This window comes from Stagnihabitans sp., assembly GCF_964946895.1.
The window spans coordinates 126,700-142,182 of sequence record NZ_CBBQHX010000005.1; the positions used below are offsets into that span (position 1 = coordinate 126,700).

A 15,483-nucleotide genomic window follows, 5' to 3' on the forward strand; every position below is an offset into this window, starting at 1 on the left:
CCGGTGCGCCAAAGATACTTGACCGCAGCGCAAAGGGAATTCAAAAGGAAATCTCCCAATGTGCTTGGTGGGCACGTTTAAGGAGGGGATTGAACATGAAAAGCTTCGTATTGTCTGCACTGTTCGCTGCAAGCCTTTGCGCCCCGGCCTATGCCGATGAAGTGGCCAAGGGGCACAACCTGATTATGGTTCAGGGGGTGGCAAATTTCTCGTTGGACGTGGTGAAACAATGGGCGGCCAGCGCAGATCCCTATGCCGCGATGGCGGCACCGATTGTTCCGAATGCGTTCTTTATCAAGGTCTCGGATGCGCGCCGCTCAGTTCTGACCGGGGTGTCGGCGGGGGCCAAGTCTTTGGCGGACGCTGACAGCCAGGCGCTTGCCAATTGCGAGGCGATCCGTTCCAAGGACATGCTGCCCTGCGTGATCGTGGCGCATGTCAGCCCAAGCTGAAGCCAAGGTCTGACGGACACGACCTGTTCGACCAGACTGTCGTCCTGGCCAAGGGGACAGATGCGCTTGCGTATCCGGCGAACCTTGGCTAAAGGGCGGGCTGCGGGTGGTTAGCTCAGTTGGTAGAGCATCTCGTTTACACCGAGAATGTCGGCGGTTCGAGACCGTCACCACCCACCATTTCCCCGACAGAAGCGTACCACTGGCGGAAGGCCCTGTTGTGACGGGCCTTGCCGCCTTTGTGCTTTGTCGCTGTGGGACGGGCCAGCTTGCGGTCAGCCCATGCGCTCTGACGCGAAGGACCCCGGAGAGGCGGGGAAGACCACGGTCTTGGAGCCGTTCAGGAAGACGCGGCCATGGACATGGGCATGGATCGCGCGGGCCAGCACCTGGGATTCCACATCGCGGCCAAGGCTCACATAGTCCTCGTTCGACTGGGCATGGGTGACGCGGGCGGTGTCCTGTTCGATGATCGGACCCTCGTCCAGATCGGCGGTCACGTAATGCGAGGTGGCCCCGATCAGCTTGACGCCCTTTTCGAACGCCTGCTTGTAGGGATTGGCCCCCTTGAACGACGGCAGGAACGAGTGGTGGATGTTGATGATCCGCCCCGACATGGCGTGGCACATGTCTTCGGACAGCACCTGCATGTAGCGCGCCAGCACGATCAGATCGGCCTTGGTTTCGCGCACGATGCGCAACTGCTCTGCCTCGGCGGCGACCTTGTTGGCTTTGGTGACGTTGATCAGATGGAAGGGGATGTCCTGCATCACGACGGTCTTCTGATAGTCGAGGTGATTGGAGATCACGCCGACAATTTCGATGGGCAGGGCGCCAATGCGCGACCGGTAAAGCAAGTCATTCAAGCAGTGGCCGAAGCGCGACACCATGATCAGGACGCGCTGCTTGGCGGCCTCGTCGAAGAAATCGGCCTGCATGGCGAAGCGGTCGGCAATCGGGGTGAAGCCTTGGCGCAGATCGGCAAGGCTGCGGCCTTCTTCTGAGCGGAAGCTGATGCGGGTGAAGAAGTTGCCGGTTTCCAGATCGTCGAACTGGGCGCTGTCGGTGATGTTGCAGCCGGCCTCGGCCAGATAGGTCGAGATGGCCGCGACGATGCCGCGGGTCGAGGCGCATTGGACGCGCAGGGCGAAGTTGGTCATGTCGGGCGTTCCCTTTCTGCGGACCCTCTGCCGGTGGCGCTTTGGTCTGGAGGCTTTGGTCTGGGGGCGGAGGGTCTTGCGGGCATTTGCGGCCTTCGGGATGCAGCACGCAAGCCGCGAACTGAATTGGCTGACGCAAAGCCCGGGGCTGTGCCGTTTTCATCATCGCGGTGCCTGTGATTGCGGCGGTCCAGGGCCTGCAGCGGATACCACGCCCAAGGCGCGTGGCAGCGGCGGATGCCGCGTTCGGGCGGTCAAACCCGCCGGTCCTTTGGGTTTTCATTGCATCCCAGCCCGCTGCGCCGCATTCTGCGGTTCAGCAAGTTGCGGCCTTTGAGTCTTCGCAGACCGTGGCGGCACGCCAGGGGCAGGACTTGGAATGACACGACACACAGGCAACCATGTTGCGGGCCGCTGGATCAGCGGTGCGACCACGCTGGAAAACCGCAACCCCTCTGACCTGTCGGACGTGATCGGGCATTACGCGCAGGCCAGTGCTGCAGAGGTGGACGAGGCGGTGGCGGCGGCACGTCAGGCGCAGCCGATCTGGTGGGCTGCGGGCATCCAGAAGCGACATGACGTCTTGATGGCGATTGGCACCGAACTGATGGCCCGTGCGGCCGAGATTGGCAGCCTGCTGGCGCGCGAAGAGGGCAAGACGCTGCCCGAAGCCAAGGGTGAGGTGTTTCGCGCGGGCCAGTTCTTCACCTACTCTGCCGCCGAGGCGCTGCGGGTGATCGGCGATCATGCCCAAAGCGTGCGGCCGGGGATCGAGATTGACGTGCGGCGCGAACCGGTTGGGGTGGTGGCGGTGATCAGCCCGTGGAATTTCCCGGTGGCCACGCCGTCGTGGAAGATCGCCCCGGCGCTGGCCTATGGCAATGCCGTGGTCTGGAAGCCTGCCAACCTGACCCCGGCCTCGGCCGTGGCGCTGACCGAAATCATCGTGCGGCAGGATATCCCGCCTGGCCTGTTCAATCTGGTGGCCGGACCGGGGCGCGAAGTGGGCCAGCGGCTGGTGGACCATCGCGGCATTGATGCGATCAGTTTCACCGGGTCAGTGCCTGTCGGGCGCGGCATTGCGGCCTCGGCTGTGGCCAACATGACCAAGGTGCAGATGGAGATGGGGTCAAAGAACCCGATGCTGATCCTCGACGATGCCGATATGGGGCTGGCGGTGACCCATGCGGCCAATGCGGCCTTTGGCGGGACCGGGCAGAAATGCACCGCCGCCTCGCGGTTGATCGTGCATGCGGCGGTGCATGATGAATTTGTCGATCGGCTGGTCAAGGCAGCGGAGGCCTTCACGGTTGGCCATGCCTTGGGCGAGGGGGTGCAGATCGGCCCGGTTGTCAGTGCCGATCAACTGGCGCAGAACCTTGACTATGTGGCGCTTGGCCGGGCCGAGGGGGCCGCGCTTTTGACCGGTGGGGTGCGGCTGCAGCGGCCGACAGAGGGCTATTTCATGGCCCCCACCGTTTTTGCCGCAACCCGCAACGACATGCGGATCAACCGCGAAGAGATGTTCGCCCCCATCACCTGCGTCATCAAGGTCGACAGCTATGCCGAGGCTTTGGCGGTGGCCAATGACAGCGAATTTGGTCTGACGGCGGGGATCATGACGCGGTCACTGGCCCGCGCCAGCCACTTCCGCGCCCATATGCGGGCGGGGTGCGTCATGGTGAACCTGCCCACGGCGGGGACGGATTATCACGTGCCGTTCGGCGGGCGCGGGTCGTCCAGCTTCGGGCCGCGCGAACAGGGGTCCTATGCGGCGGAATTCTACACCGCCGTCAAGACCGCCTACGTGGCCGCAGGGGCGCCGGAATGACCCCCGCCCTTCGGATCGACGGGCTGCAGTATGCCAACTGGTCGGAAAAGATCTTTCGCCAGATGCGGCAGGGTGGGTTGGATGCGGTGCATGTCACGATCACCTACCACGAGACCTTCCGTGAAACCGTTCTGAACATCGAGGCGTGGAACCGCTGGTTCGACCGATTTCCCGACCTGATCTTTCAGGGTCGCAGCGCGGCCGACGTGGCCCTTGCCCGCGCCACCGGCCGCACCGCGATCTTCTTCGGCAGTCAGAACCCCAGCTGCATCGAGGATGACATCGGGCTGGTTCAGGTGCTCCACACGCTTGGCCTGCGCTTCCTGCAATTGACCTACAACAACCAGTCGCTGTTGGCGACCGGCTGCTATGAGGCCGAGGACATGGGCCTGACCCGGATGGGCCGCGAGGTGGTGGCCGAGATGAACCGCGTGGGGCTGGTGGTGGACATGAGCCATTCCGCCGAACGCTCGACCCTGCAGGTGATCGCGCATTCCACCCGGCCCATCGTGATCAGCCACGCCAATCCCGCAGCCTGGCATCCCGCCAAGCGCAACAAGTCGGAAACGGTTCTGCGGGCCTTGGCGGAAAGCGGGGGGATGCTGGGCTTTTCGCTCTATCCGCATCACCTGAAGGGGGGCAGCCACTGCACGCTGCCGGCGTTCTGTGAGATGATCGCCCGCACCGCAGACCTGATGGGGGTGGAGCGGTTGGCGATTGGCACCGACCTGTGTCAGGATCAGCCCGACAGCGTGGTGGCGTGGATGCGCTCTGGCCGCTGGACGAGGCAGGTGGATTATGGCGAGGGCAGCGCCGCAGCGCCGGGCTTTCCGCCGATGCCAAGCTGGTATCAGGACAACCGCCACTTTGGCGCCATCGCCGGGGGGCTGACCGCGATCGGCATGGCGCAAGCCGAGGTTGCGGCGGTCATGGGCGGCAATTGGCTGCGCTTTTTCGAGACGAGTTTCGGCCCTGAAAGGTCCGCGCCATGATCCCCGACCCCGCAGGCCCGTCCGCCTGTCGCCGTCCGCCGGCGCAGGTCATGCGTCTGGCCCGTCTGGGCAGCGCCCATCCGACGCGGCTGTCCTTTCTGCGCGTGCTGTTGCGCCGGATGTGGCGCGAGGGTTGGACCTTCGACCGCCCGGTCTTCGAGCTTGACGCCAAGGGTGTAGGCCGCGCCGTCTATCGCGCCATGGGACCGGAACGGACCTACAGCCTTGTGGCCTTCGCCCATGATCTGCCCGATGACATGCGGTCTGACCGGGTGATTGCCACCGCCTGGGACGCCACCTTTGCGCTGTTCGATGGCACCCCAACCCCGGCTGACCTTGACCGGCTGCAAGCCAATGTTCCCCTTCAGGAAGCGGGCCGTATTGCCTCGTCGGAACTGTCGCTCAGCCGGGCCAACCGCTCGGTCCGGCTTTTTGCCCATGTGGTGGCGCGCTTGGCGTCAGGCCAGCAGCCCGATGCCGCCGAGATCGAGGCGGTGGGCTATCTGATGCGCACCACCGCCGTCTATGGCTCGGGCAAGTTCGGTGCCGCGGACCGCGCCGTGATCGCAACCCGCCCCGAACTGCGCGCGCCGTTTCAGGCCGAGATGCTGTCGGTCTGGCTGACGCGCAGCTTCACGGTGGATCTGGTGGAACATCTGGCCGCCGTCCAAGGCGGGGCCAAGGCGGTGCGGCTGGACACGGCGCTGCGCCGCCGTCTGGGGGTGGGCAATTCCACAGGGCTGGGGCTGGCCCCGTTCCTGATCCGGCATCCCACGCTGCTCAACAACTGGGTGATGGTGCGGGAAGAGGCTTTCGCGCGCGTCCGGGCGCAGCCGCGGGCCACAGCGCAGACCGTGGCGGCCTTTCACGCCGCCCTGCAAGAGGCGATGCGAAACGCGCAAAGCTGGGTCTCGGATCATCCGGTGCAGATGGCCAGGCTGGCCTGTCTGCGCGCGGATCTGGCGCGGATTGCGGCCAAGGGCGTGCCGGCGGGCGCAGATCCGTGGCAGGCTTTGTGGCACTGGGGGCAGGAGACCCTGTCGCTGGAGGGACAGGAGGCGCTGGTGGCCCTGATGCTGGAGCCGCATGGTGACCTGATTGATGGTCTGGCCGACTGCATGGACGCCGATGAGGCCAAGGCCTTCGCGCTTGAGGGGGCGCAGACGGTGGCTGCCTTCCGCGCGGGCCTTGTGCAGCGCTATGCTTGGGCTTTGGAGACCGACTATGACCAGCCACAGAACGCGGCGCGGTTCTGGTATGTGTCGGAAGAAAAGCTTGAACCCCGGCTGGGGGACAGGTTTCACGAGGACGGGGCCGCGCTGGAATTGCCGATCGGCATTGGGCGGATGGCTGCGGCGCTGGCCGGTGCGCTTGCGGATTGGCCGGGGGATTTGCCGATGGCGCGGTTCCTGCTGGCGCATCCCGAACACCGCTTCATGGTGCGGCGGGTCCAGCAATCGGCGCACTATCCCTATATGGAGCTTCAGGACAACCTGCTGGCGGCGGATATGCTGCCCATCGACATCCTGCGCTGCAAGCTGGCCTTCTTCGGGGCCAGCCACTTTGATCCAAGGTCCGACCGCTGGGTCCGCATCGCGCTGTTTCAGGGCCTGCCCTATCCCGATGATCTGGCCGGCGAGGCATCTCCATGACGATGCTGTCGCTGAGCGAGGTGGAGGCCATGGCGCTGAAGGCGGCGCGTGGGGCGGGATTCGACTGGGGGCTGGCCGAAGAAGCCGCCTTCGCCGCCCGCTGGCTGGAAGGGCAGGGGATTGCCGGGCTGACGTTGCTTGCGGCGCATCTGGACCGGATGGACCGCGTGTCCAGGCCCGTCCTGACGATGACAGGGCGGCTCTGGGCCTCGACCGGGACAGAGCCGCTTTGTCCGATTGTGGTGGGTGCCGCGCTGAATGACCATTTCGACCTGCCCGAAGGCGCAGCGCAGGGTCCGGTCCAGTTGACCGATGTGGCCTGCCCGGCGCTTCTTCTGCCAGCCTTGGCCAATGCAGCCGCCCGCAGCGGCGCCGCGGTTCTGGTGGATTGGGGATCGACGCAAGTTGTCGTATCGGACCGTGTCTTGCTGACCGTGACCGGGGCCGAGGGGCTTTTGGCCGAACGCGCGCCCCGTGTCAGCCTTGCCGTGGCACGACCTTCGGCCTTGGCGCCGCTCAGGCACGCCCTTTCGGCAGAGACGTCAGGCATTCTCGACCGGCTGATCTGGCGCACCTATGTTCCGGCCTCTGACCAGTCGCGGCGGGATGCGGGCGCGGCCGGGAGGGATGACATCTGACCGGCCCGCTGCATCGGGGCTGACAAACAGTTGCTTTTGGCGGTCGGGCCTTGCTAATCTTGACCCAGCAATTGCCGCTCGCCTCTCAGGCTGCCGATTTTCAGGACAGGATGTGACGCCATGCCCCACAGCGATGATGACATCAAGGACATCAAGGCGATGATTGCGGTGGCCAAGAAGGGGCCGGTCAATATCGGCATCTGTCTGGGCAAGACGCCGGAAGGCACCATCATCAAGATGGACCGCAAGCGCAATCCGACGATGCTGGCCAAGCAGGCCAAGGCCGAGGGTGAGACCGTCAAGATCATCGCCGGGCGGATCGAGATTGACGGCAAGGACGCCACCATCACCTGCGCCGAAGAGCCGGCGGGCAATGTGGCCAAACTGCTCAAGACCGCGTTCAAGGACATGATCCAGGTGTCTTTGGATTTCACCTTCGTGGTCGAGGAAGATGCCGCCGGTGAACGTGAGAGCGAGGAGGCGGCACCCGCCTCCGCCCCCGCGTCGGGGCCGTCCGCGACGCCCGAGGTCGGAGCGAGCGGCTCGGCCCAGGACCCGGGGGCGACCAGGGCGCAGTGGGATGCGGCCTGGGGCGAAGTGGAGCCGAAATTGGCCGCCGTGCTTGGAAAAGCCGGGTCCGAAGCCGCCAAGCTGACCGCTGTGCGTGACTTCGCCTTGGGCAAGGCGGCCACGGCGCAGTTCGATGCCGCAATCAAGGCGTTGAAATCGCTGGTCCAGCTTATGGCCTCGGTTGCCAAGCCTGCCGACAGCGCCGCCCCCGATGTGCCCGAGATCGACGCCAAGGCCTTGGTGCAGCAATTGGGCCAGATCAAGCCGCAGGTCACGGCGCTGCAAGGCCCGGTCGGCGTCAAGCTGACCGAGATGTTCACCGCGGCCGTCGGGCTGGTCAAAGCCGGCGCGCTGAAAGAGGCTGCGGCTGAGGTGGGCAAGATCACGGCGGCTTTGGGCAAGATCGCGGCGTCGACCGCGCAGGCGGCGGCGCGCAGCGCTGCGGCGGCACCCGAAAGCGCCTCCACCGCCGAGGCCCCCAAGGCCGCGCCGGATCCGGCCATGGCCAAGCTTGCCACGGCTGAGGGCAAGCTGCGCGCCGAGGTTGCGGCGCTGCCCGGCGGCGATGCGAAATCCGCACTGCTGGCGGTGCTGGACAGGGTCGGCCAAGCCGTGGCTTCGGGCGATGCGGGGGCTGCAAACGCAGACCTGACCCGGGTCGCGGACGGCCTGAAGCTGCAGGCCGAGGTGGATCGGCTGGCCCCGCTGGTTGCCGCTGCCGCCGCACAGGGCAAGGTCGCCGATGTGAACGCCATGACCATGCTGTTCCATCTGGTCGCCGAACAGGTGCCGGCGGCAAACCATGCCAAGGCCATGGAAAACCTCGCCAAGGTGGCGGGGATGATCGCGGAGGGCGCCAAGCAGGGCAAGACCGCGTTTGAAGAGGCCATCCCGGAGGATGTGCGCCCCTTTGCCACCTCGCGGCTGAACTGGGCCACCACGCGCCAGACCCTGCGCGCCGAACTGGGCAAGCTGCAAAAGGCCATTTCCGACACCTTCGCCGGGATCGACGGGCTGGAGGGCGCGGCCAGTGACTTCAGCCCGTTGTTTCACCATCTTGACGGGCTGGATGACCGGTTGGAGGCCAAGCTGGACGAGATCGTCAATTCCCAGCCCGGACCCGAGCGCGTCAAGCTGCGCGGCGAGGCCCGCAAGCTTCTGGCGGCCTATGCGGCGGAACTGTCCAACCCGTTCTTTGCCGAGGTGGACAAGGACAATGGCTTTGTCTCTGTCGCGGTGGCGTCAACGGCGCGCAGCGTGATGGCGGACCTGTCCAAGGTGCTGGCGGCCTGAGCCGGGGCCAAGCCTTGTCCCAGACAGCAAAAGCCCGTGACGCCGGTCAGGACACGAGCGGCGCGGTAGCGCGGCCTTCGCCGAGAAACAGCTTTTGCATGTCGACGAACGGCCCATCCGTCAGCGTCGCACGCAAGGCCGACCAGGCCTCGGGCTTGGCGAGGATATCATCGTAAAGACCGCGCTTGACGTTGAAGCTTTGCTGCACCGCCTGCGTTTCGGCATCGACCCAGACCATGCGGAACACCCGGTCATCGACCTCTGCCACCCGAAGGTCGGTGCCCGCAACAAAGGGGGCATCCTTCAGGCGGCGCATCAGGTCCATCTTCATCATCTCGACCGTGACGTCATCGAGGCCTGCGGCCCGCAGGTAGATCTTTTCGCGGATCGCGGGCCAGCCAAAGCAGACCCGCACCGTCAGCAGGTCCGCCACCTCGCGCGCCGCGGCGGGGACATTGGCCCCGAACGAGGCGTCGAAGACCCCGCCGATCTCATCCTCGACCGCGGGCCAGTCCAGCGCCCGTGGGGCGGGCAGGCCGGCAATCCACTGGCCGTGGCCAACATCCAGATAGTTGAACAGCGGTGCCAGCCGGAACGCTTCGTGGCAGGCGGGGCAGGTGGTGATCTGGAAGGTGTCGTCCAGAATGGCGTCGCGGAAATCGGGTCTGCGGTCGGCATTGACGCTGCCCACGGCCGGCATGTTGACCACGGTCTGGCAGTTCGGGCAGGTCACGTTGGAGTTGGTAAACAGCGACATCGCGTAAGCCTTTCCTGCTTAAAGGTCCTTGAGCCAGCTTGCGGCGGGATGTTTGGGGTTCAGCTTGCCGGTGTGGAAGGCGGCGTAAAGTTCCGAGAACCATTCCCCCGGCGCGCGGAACTGATAGCCGCTGACACCCTTCTTGCGCTCGCTCAAGGGATAGCTGGTCCAGACGCCGCTGTAGCTTTCCTGATAGACCGTGCCGCCGATCGCCACCGCCTTGGCCGAGGCATCCGACGACCACGGGCTGACATCGTTGCGTGCCCGGTCCACCCACATGCGGCATTGGACGCGGCTGTTCTCCCAGTCTTCCGGCGTGGCACCGCCAGCCGGTTCCGGGATCGGCGGTTCCTTGGTGCCTGACATGTAATCGGCCACATAACCCGCATCGTATTTGTACTGCGCCGCCACCAGGCGGGCGATGGGCAGGGTGTTGCCGCCGTATTCCTCCCATCCGGCCAAGGCCTTGCCCCGCGTCTTCATGAAGCCCTTCTTGTCGTCCACCGCATGGCCCACCTCATGCAGGGTGTTCCAGTTGAAATAGGTGATCGGCTCACTGGGGACCGGCTTGCAATCGGGTTCGATCTCGCTGAGTTCGTGTTCCAGACCGACGCCATAGATGCCGCTGTCGCCAAACTCGCCCTCGCGCATGGTGACGCGCTTGGGCCCGCCATAGTAGGAGCCGGTAGCCTTGCCCTCGGTCGCCTCGAATTCCAGCATGGAGTCGTTGTCCAGCGTGTCGCTGTCGGGCAGGGCGGTCATGGCGGTGTAGAAGCGCTGGATGTTCGGGCCTTTGCCATCGCCATCGGCCTGATCGGGATAGGTGGTGTTCTCTTCGGTGATGGCGTCGATTTCCTCTTGTGTCGCCGTGGGGTTGTTGGTGGTGAAGGTGTTGATGGCGGCTTGATCGACCACGGGCTTGTTGATCACCAGCCGGCAGCCATAGCGGGCCTCGAAGGCCACGCGCAGGACCTTCTTCTTGGCGACATCCGATAGCGTCGCAACAAGGGCGTCGAGCTGCCTGGACCCGTCTTCGCGGGCCAGGATCTTCTTGATTGCGGCCGGGTCCGGCGCCTTGTCACCCGCCATCTCGGCCTTCAGAAGGGCGGATTCCTGCAGCTCCTGCGCCTGTTGCAGGCGCTTCAAAGCGGCGGGGTGGTTGTGCTTTTCGGCCAGATCATCGGCGGTTGCGATCATCTGGCGGGCCAGGGCGATGTCGTCCTTCATGGCAAAGCGCTGGTCGTGGCGGTCCATCCTTGCCAGTTCCACCGTGATGGCGTCGCGCAGGGCCACATGCTTGACCTGCGCCTCCGCCGCCAGCTTCAGGCGCAGGAAGTCCTTGAGGACGGCTTCGATTTCCGCCTGAACCTCGGCACGTTTTGCGGGGCCGGGGTCGCTGCGGACCGCCGTCATGGCGCTGTCGAGCCTGCCTTGCAGCCCGGTCAGCCCATCACGGACAAAGGCTGCCATGGGCAAGGCCAGCAGGTCCGAGATGTCCTTCTGCGCCTTGGCCTCGGATTGCGACAGTTGGGCGTAAAGCCCCATGCCCAGCCGGGCCAGCGCGCAGGCATCCATCGCGTCCTTGATCTTGGCGACGCAGGCGGTGGCGTCGGTGGTCAGGGTTTCGGCCTCGTCCAGATCGGCCTTGGCCCCCATGATTTCGGCCAGAACGAACAGCGCCTCGGGGTCTTTTTGCTGGTCCTTGACCCGTTGGCGTGCCGCTGCGATCTGCTTTTTCAGCGCCGCTTCATCGCCCGAGGGGGCGGATTTGGCATCCTCGATCACCTTGCCGAAGGCGAGGTGATCCTCGGCGGTCTTCCTGGCCGTGGCGCAGCCTGCGATCAGCAGGTCAAATTCGGTCTTGGCCCCCTGGAAGTCGCCCTTGTCGCCCAGCGTGACCCCCGCCGCATGCTGACCGCGCAGGCGGGCGACGGCGGGTTCGATGGCCTCGTGGTCGTTGATCTTGCTCAGGTCCGCCAAGGCCTTGCCAGCGTCGGTGCGGGCGGTGCGGTAGGCCTGATATTCCACCAGGGTCGGACCCAGCGCCAGACAATCGGCTGCCAAAGGATCGAGCCGCTTCTTGGCGCCGCCGAAGTTGCGCAGCTTGGCCTGCTCCAGCGCCGCCGCATAGCGGGCTTCGAGGGCGGCGATCTGGTCTTCGATGAAGGCGTTGTCGATCGGGCGCTGGTCGGTCAGCTTCTTCAATTCGGCCGCACTCTGGACCCGCACGGGCTCATAGGCCTTGCCGGCAATAACCAGCGCCTTGGCCGCTTCGCCGGTGTGATAGGCTTGCGTGGCGATGCTTTGGACGGCCTTGAACGCCTTGGCCGTCATGATGTCGCGGCCTTTGGTCTTCAACTCCAGAAGTTCGTCCATTTCGGGCTTGGCATAGGCGGTGATCTCGGCCGGGGTGCCCTCAAGCTCGACTTCGTCGATCTTGTCCAGCAGCCACTGCTGATAGACCCGCTCGGCTTCGATCAGATCCTCGGCCACGGCCGTGTAGGCGGGGGCCAGCTTGGCGCCCTCTGCCGCCTTGATCTTGGCCTTGGCCGCCTCGCCCGCCTTCAGAAGGTCGGTGATTTCCGTCTTGAGGTCCTTCATCCGCTTCAGTTCGGCGGCGAGGGTTGGCTGCAGCGCCACATCATCCAGTTCTGCGATCGAATCCTCGACGGCATCGCGGTCGGCGATCATGTCATTGAAGGCTGCGACCTTGCGCTTGGCCTTGGTCATCAGGGCCTGCGCCTGCATGGCCAGCCCGATGCTGGCCCCGTAGCCAAAGCCGGGCGCCTGGTTTTGCGTGTCGGCGGTCTGCATCAGATTGTCGGCCGCATCGAGTTCATCGGTGATGACGTCATCGACATTCTCGGCAGGCAGGTCGGTGATGTCCTTGGCGACCGGCGTTTCGATGGCCAGAAAGGCCGCCCGCTCACCCGCCAGTTTGATCACGCGGCCGCAGTCGTCGATGGCCTGTTTCAGCAGGGCCTCGGCCTGGGTCGGGTTCGGGGGGGTGCCGGTGGCCGCAGCCCGGGCCTGCGTCGCCTTGTTGGCCGCGGCAGAGCGCAGCGAGGTGAAGGTGCCCGCGCCGTCCTCGCCCGCCGCCGCTTGCGCGGCTTTGCCATAGGCCGCGTAGGCGGCGTTGAAGTTGGTGGCGATGGTGGCAAAGGCCGGATCGGTCTTGGCATTGGCCACCTTGTCTGCCGCCACCTTGACCGATTTGATCTTGGCCACCTGCGCCTTGCACAGGTTCAATGTCTCGACGGCACCTTCCCAGTCCTTGGCATCCTTTTGCGCCACGGCATTGGCCAGAAGGGCCTCGGCCCCGGCAAGCGGTTGGGCGGCGATGCCATTGTCCTTTGATTTCAGGTCCTTGATCTGGGTGTCGAGGTCCTTGTGCAAGGCAAGATAGTCCTTGGCGACATCCGCCAAAGCCAGCTTTTCGGCCTGCAGACCGGCCGACGCCGTCACGATCCTGGAGGCCATCGCCCATTCGCGGATCTTGGCCCCCGGTGCCACCAAAGCCTCTGCCCGGGTTTTGTCAGCCAAGAGGCGTTGGTAGAAATCCTCGATGGCGACGCGGCCTTCGACACCGTCGCGGTCCTTGATCTCTTTCAGGCGGTCCTCGAATTCTTCCTTGTCGGTGAGATAGGTCTTGATTTCGTCGATCTTGGAGACGAGCGCGCCGCGCAAGGATCCCAAGCCGGTCATCTTGGTAATGGCCCCGGCGATGTTTGTGGTGCTGAGCGTGTTGGCGGCCTGCAACTGGGTCTTGAAGATTGCCAGATTGGGCGCAATGCCGGCCTTCACCTCGCCGGTTTCCTTCTCAAAGTCGGTCAGGCCGTCTTCAAGCCATTGATATTGGTCATCGAACTCCTCCGCATGGCGCACAAGGATCCGCGCCTTCTCCACTGCGGCGGGGATGGCGTCGTACTTGGCCACGGCCTCGGCCAGCTTGCCGGCGGTGGTGGCGGATTTGGCATCGGTCAGCAGTTTTTCGGCAGCCTCGACCGCCAGCCGCACCTCATCCAGCGCCTTGGGCGCGGCCGAGAGCGTGCCCACCAGCGTCTCGCGCACGGCGCTGACGGCGGCGAGTTCGGCCACGTCATCGGCCACCTTGAACAGGGCGGCACATTTGGCCGGCACCTCTTTGACCGCGGTCAGGGCGGCGGGAAAGTCAAAGGCGTTGGCTTTTTGCACCCCCGTCGCCATGGCGCTGTCCAGTTTGGTAATCTCGGGGGCGATATAGGTCACGTCGCCGGCCTGCTTGTGCGCCTTCATGTCGGTCAGGGCCGATTGTGCCGCCTGCCGGGCCTTTTCATAGGCGGCGTGGTCCAGCAGAAATTGATCCGCCTTGGCGCCAAAGTCTGTCACAGGGGCCTCGGCGTCGGTCACCTTCTTGGCAATGGCCGTGGAATCATCGGTGTCGGCCACAGTCAGCGCGCCGTGCGCGGTATCGCGGGCCAGCGTCAGGGCCGGGGGCCAGACATTGGCAAAGGCGGCGGTGCAGCGCGTCTCGATCTGATCCAGACGGGTTTGCAGCGGCTTCATTCTGGCCAGTTCAGCCTTGCGCCGGGCATCTTCGGTCAGCGCCGTCTTGCTGTCGGCAACCGATCCCACCGCTTGCGGCGATCCGGGCTTGGCCCCGGCGATCAGTCCTTCCAGCTTGGTGTACATCGTCATGGCGGCAACGAGGTCGGCCTTGCCGCCCTTGGCGGCCCGCTCATTGGCCATTTCCCAGGTGGCCTGCAGCAGCAGACGATTTTCGGGCCGTTTGGCCAGCGCCTCCTCGACCGGTATCCTCAGCAGGGCCCGGCGGTCATCGCAATCGGACTGCAGTTGCGAAAGGTCGATCAGCCCATTGATTTCGTTCAGCTTGTTCAACGCGCCGTTGAGGTCGGTCTTGCCGCCCTTGCCCTCAAGGATGGTTTGGGCCAGCTTGATCTGTTCGGTCAGTTGCCGACCGGTTTCGGCGTTCACCAGATTTGCCGCGGCCTTTCGGGTCCCTGCGGCGGCGGCATTGAACAGCCGGAACTCCTGCTCTTTGGCGGCGCGTTTTTCGGCGGCTTTCTTCTTCTGGAAATGCACGTCGATCGAGCAGTATTTTTCCAGAAAGCTGATCTGCTTGTCGGTCAAATCATTGTCGGCCAAAGTGCAACCTCCTCCTCAAAGTCAGTCCGGGGTGACGCGAGGCCGGTGGCAGGGTGCGGCAAATCCGCGCGGCCTTGGGGTCAGGTTAGGGCAAGCTTTGAGTCCCGTCTACACCCGGCTTCCCCCTGAGGGGGAGGCCGGCGCCGGCACGCCGTCAGACCTTCTTGGCGTCGTTCACGATGTTCATCGTGGCCATCCCGCTGTTGCCAAGCGCGACCGAGGCGAAGGGGCCGCCGTGGCACATCTGACCCGGATCGCGGGTATCGACGGCCGGGGCTTCGGTCAGAATGCGGTCGGCAAAAACCTCGGCATTGTCCTTGGGGCGGAAGCCAAGGAAGCTGGCCTTGGCATTGTCGACCGGGGCGCGGTCGTTGCCCGACACACCGTAAACCACCGTGAAGCCCACAGTCGGCGTATCAATCGCCCGCGTCACCAACTGGATCAGGTCGTCATAAGACAGCCAGGTCCCCAAGGCGCGGGCCGAGGTGACTTGAGCGCAGGACAGGATGCGAAGGTGCACCGATTCCAGCCCGCGTTTTTCCCAGTACATCCGGCCAAGGTCTTCGGCAAAGCACTTGGCCAGCCCGTAGAAGGTGTCGGGCCGGTGCGGCACATCGGTGCCGATGAACTCGGCGCGGGGATACATGCCCACCGCGTGGATCGACGAGGCATAGACCACCCGCTTGACGCCGTGGTGATGGGCCGCTTCCCAGACGTTGTAGGCGCCGATGATGTTGGGGCCGAGGATTTTCTCGAAAGGCGCCTCATCGCCGATGGCGCCGAAGTGGATGACCATGTCGGCCCCCGCAATCACCGCTTCCATCGCGGCCTTGTCAGCCAGATCGGCCTGCACATAGCGTTCGCCCGGATAAAGCGTGCCGATGTCGGCCAGAAGATCGGTCGAAACCAGCTCTTCCGCCAGTTTGAGCAGGGGCTCGCGCAGGTACGAGCCAAGCCGGCCAGCGGCTCCGGTGAGGACCAGGCGTTTCAGTT

The 15,483-nt window shown here is 64.9% G+C and carries 10 protein-coding genes and 1 tRNA gene; 7 read left to right on the forward strand and 4 right to left on the reverse strand.

The annotated features are described in order from the left end of the window. Positions 1-95: 95 nt before the first annotated feature. Together AC1Y2B_RS05020 and AC1Y2B_RS05025 are read left to right on the forward strand one after the other, a co-directional pair. Positions 96-452: a hypothetical protein gene (locus AC1Y2B_RS05020; protein ID WP_482251966.1), complete on the forward strand. Its 357-nt coding sequence runs from the start codon at positions 96-98 to the stop codon at positions 450-452. 104 nt (positions 453-556) lie between these two features. Beyond that, positions 557-632 (forward strand) — tRNA-Val (locus AC1Y2B_RS05025). Positions 633-727: 95 nt separating this feature from the next. Here the strand turns inward: AC1Y2B_RS05025 and purU are convergent. Further along, positions 728-1,612 carry a formyltetrahydrofolate deformylase gene (gene purU / locus AC1Y2B_RS05030; RefSeq protein ID WP_482251967.1) on the reverse strand — a complete coding sequence of 295 codons (885 nt, stop codon included), beginning with the start codon at positions 1,610-1,612 and terminating at the stop codon, positions 728-730. Positions 1,613-1,991: 379 nt separating this feature from the next. Here purU and AC1Y2B_RS05035 point away from each other — a divergent pair, with 379 nt between their 5' ends. The 5 genes from AC1Y2B_RS05035 to AC1Y2B_RS05055 all read left to right on the forward strand — a co-directional run bounded on the left by AC1Y2B_RS05035 (position 1,992) and on the right by AC1Y2B_RS05055 (position 8,588). Continuing rightward, positions 1,992-3,443 carry an aldehyde dehydrogenase family protein gene (locus AC1Y2B_RS05035; protein WP_482251968.1) on the forward strand — a complete coding sequence of 484 codons (1,452 nt, stop codon included), beginning with the start codon at positions 1,992-1,994 and terminating at the stop codon, positions 3,441-3,443. Continuing rightward, on the forward strand, positions 3,440-4,435 hold the full coding sequence (locus AC1Y2B_RS05040) for a membrane dipeptidase (RefSeq protein WP_482251969.1): 996 nt from the start codon (positions 3,440-3,442) through the stop codon (positions 4,433-4,435). The genes AC1Y2B_RS05035 and AC1Y2B_RS05040 overlap by 4 nt, the downstream gene beginning before the upstream one ends. Then, positions 4,432-6,087 (forward strand): hypothetical protein, encoded by a 1,656-nt coding sequence (locus AC1Y2B_RS05045; protein ID WP_482251970.1) that lies wholly within the window; start codon positions 4,432-4,434, stop codon positions 6,085-6,087. The genes AC1Y2B_RS05040 and AC1Y2B_RS05045 overlap by 4 nt, the downstream gene beginning before the upstream one ends. Next, positions 6,084-6,725, forward strand: a complete 642-nt coding sequence (locus tag AC1Y2B_RS05050; RefSeq protein ID WP_482251971.1) for a DUF3726 domain-containing protein — start codon at positions 6,084-6,086, stop codon at positions 6,723-6,725. The genes AC1Y2B_RS05045 and AC1Y2B_RS05050 overlap by 4 nt, the downstream gene beginning before the upstream one ends. Positions 6,726-6,845: 120 nt before the next feature. Beyond that, the gene (locus tag AC1Y2B_RS05055) at positions 6,846-8,588 is read left to right on the forward strand and encodes a hypothetical protein (RefSeq protein ID WP_482251972.1); all 1,743 of its coding nucleotides are present in this window, start codon (positions 6,846-6,848) and stop codon (positions 8,586-8,588) included. A gap of 46 nt (positions 8,589-8,634) precedes the next feature. On the opposite strand, the gene AC1Y2B_RS05060 is transcribed toward AC1Y2B_RS05055, so the two are convergent. The 3 genes from AC1Y2B_RS05060 to AC1Y2B_RS05070 all read right to left on the reverse strand — a co-directional run bounded on the left by AC1Y2B_RS05060 (position 8,635) and on the right by AC1Y2B_RS05070 (position 15,481). After that, a complete protein-coding gene (locus tag AC1Y2B_RS05060) occupies positions 8,635-9,345 on the reverse strand; it encodes a CpXC domain-containing protein (RefSeq protein WP_482251973.1) in 711 nt (236 codons plus the stop codon). Positions 9,346-9,363: 18 nt separating this feature from the next. Further along, positions 9,364-14,490, reverse strand: coding sequence for a hypothetical protein (locus AC1Y2B_RS05065; RefSeq protein ID WP_482251974.1), 5,127 nt, complete (start codon positions 14,488-14,490; stop codon positions 9,364-9,366). Positions 14,491-14,644: 154 nt separating this feature from the next. Next, complete coding sequence (locus AC1Y2B_RS05070) at positions 14,645-15,481, reverse strand: NAD-dependent epimerase/dehydratase family protein (protein ID WP_482252038.1); 837 nt, start codon at positions 15,479-15,481, stop codon at positions 14,645-14,647. Between the last annotated feature and the right edge of the window lie 2 nt (positions 15,482-15,483).

Coding starts and splice junctions, on each gene's coding strand:
- AC1Y2B_RS05020 (WP_482251966.1), top strand. CDS start 96: ATGAAAAGCTTCGTATTGTCTGCACTGTTCGCTGCAAGCCTTTGCGCC.
- purU (WP_482251967.1), bottom strand. CDS start 1,612: ATGACCAACTTCGCCCTGCGCGTCCAATGCGCCTCGACCCGCGGCATC.
- AC1Y2B_RS05035 (WP_482251968.1), top strand. CDS start 1,992: ATGACACGACACACAGGCAACCATGTTGCGGGCCGCTGGATCAGCGGT.
- AC1Y2B_RS05040 (WP_482251969.1), top strand. CDS start 3,440: ATGACCCCCGCCCTTCGGATCGACGGGCTGCAGTATGCCAACTGGTCG.
- AC1Y2B_RS05045 (WP_482251970.1), top strand. CDS start 4,432: ATGATCCCCGACCCCGCAGGCCCGTCCGCCTGTCGCCGTCCGCCGGCG.
- AC1Y2B_RS05050 (WP_482251971.1), top strand. CDS start 6,084: ATGACGATGCTGTCGCTGAGCGAGGTGGAGGCCATGGCGCTGAAGGCG.
- AC1Y2B_RS05055 (WP_482251972.1), top strand. CDS start 6,846: ATGCCCCACAGCGATGATGACATCAAGGACATCAAGGCGATGATTGCG.
- AC1Y2B_RS05060 (WP_482251973.1), bottom strand. CDS start 9,345: ATGTCGCTGTTTACCAACTCCAACGTGACCTGCCCGAACTGCCAGACC.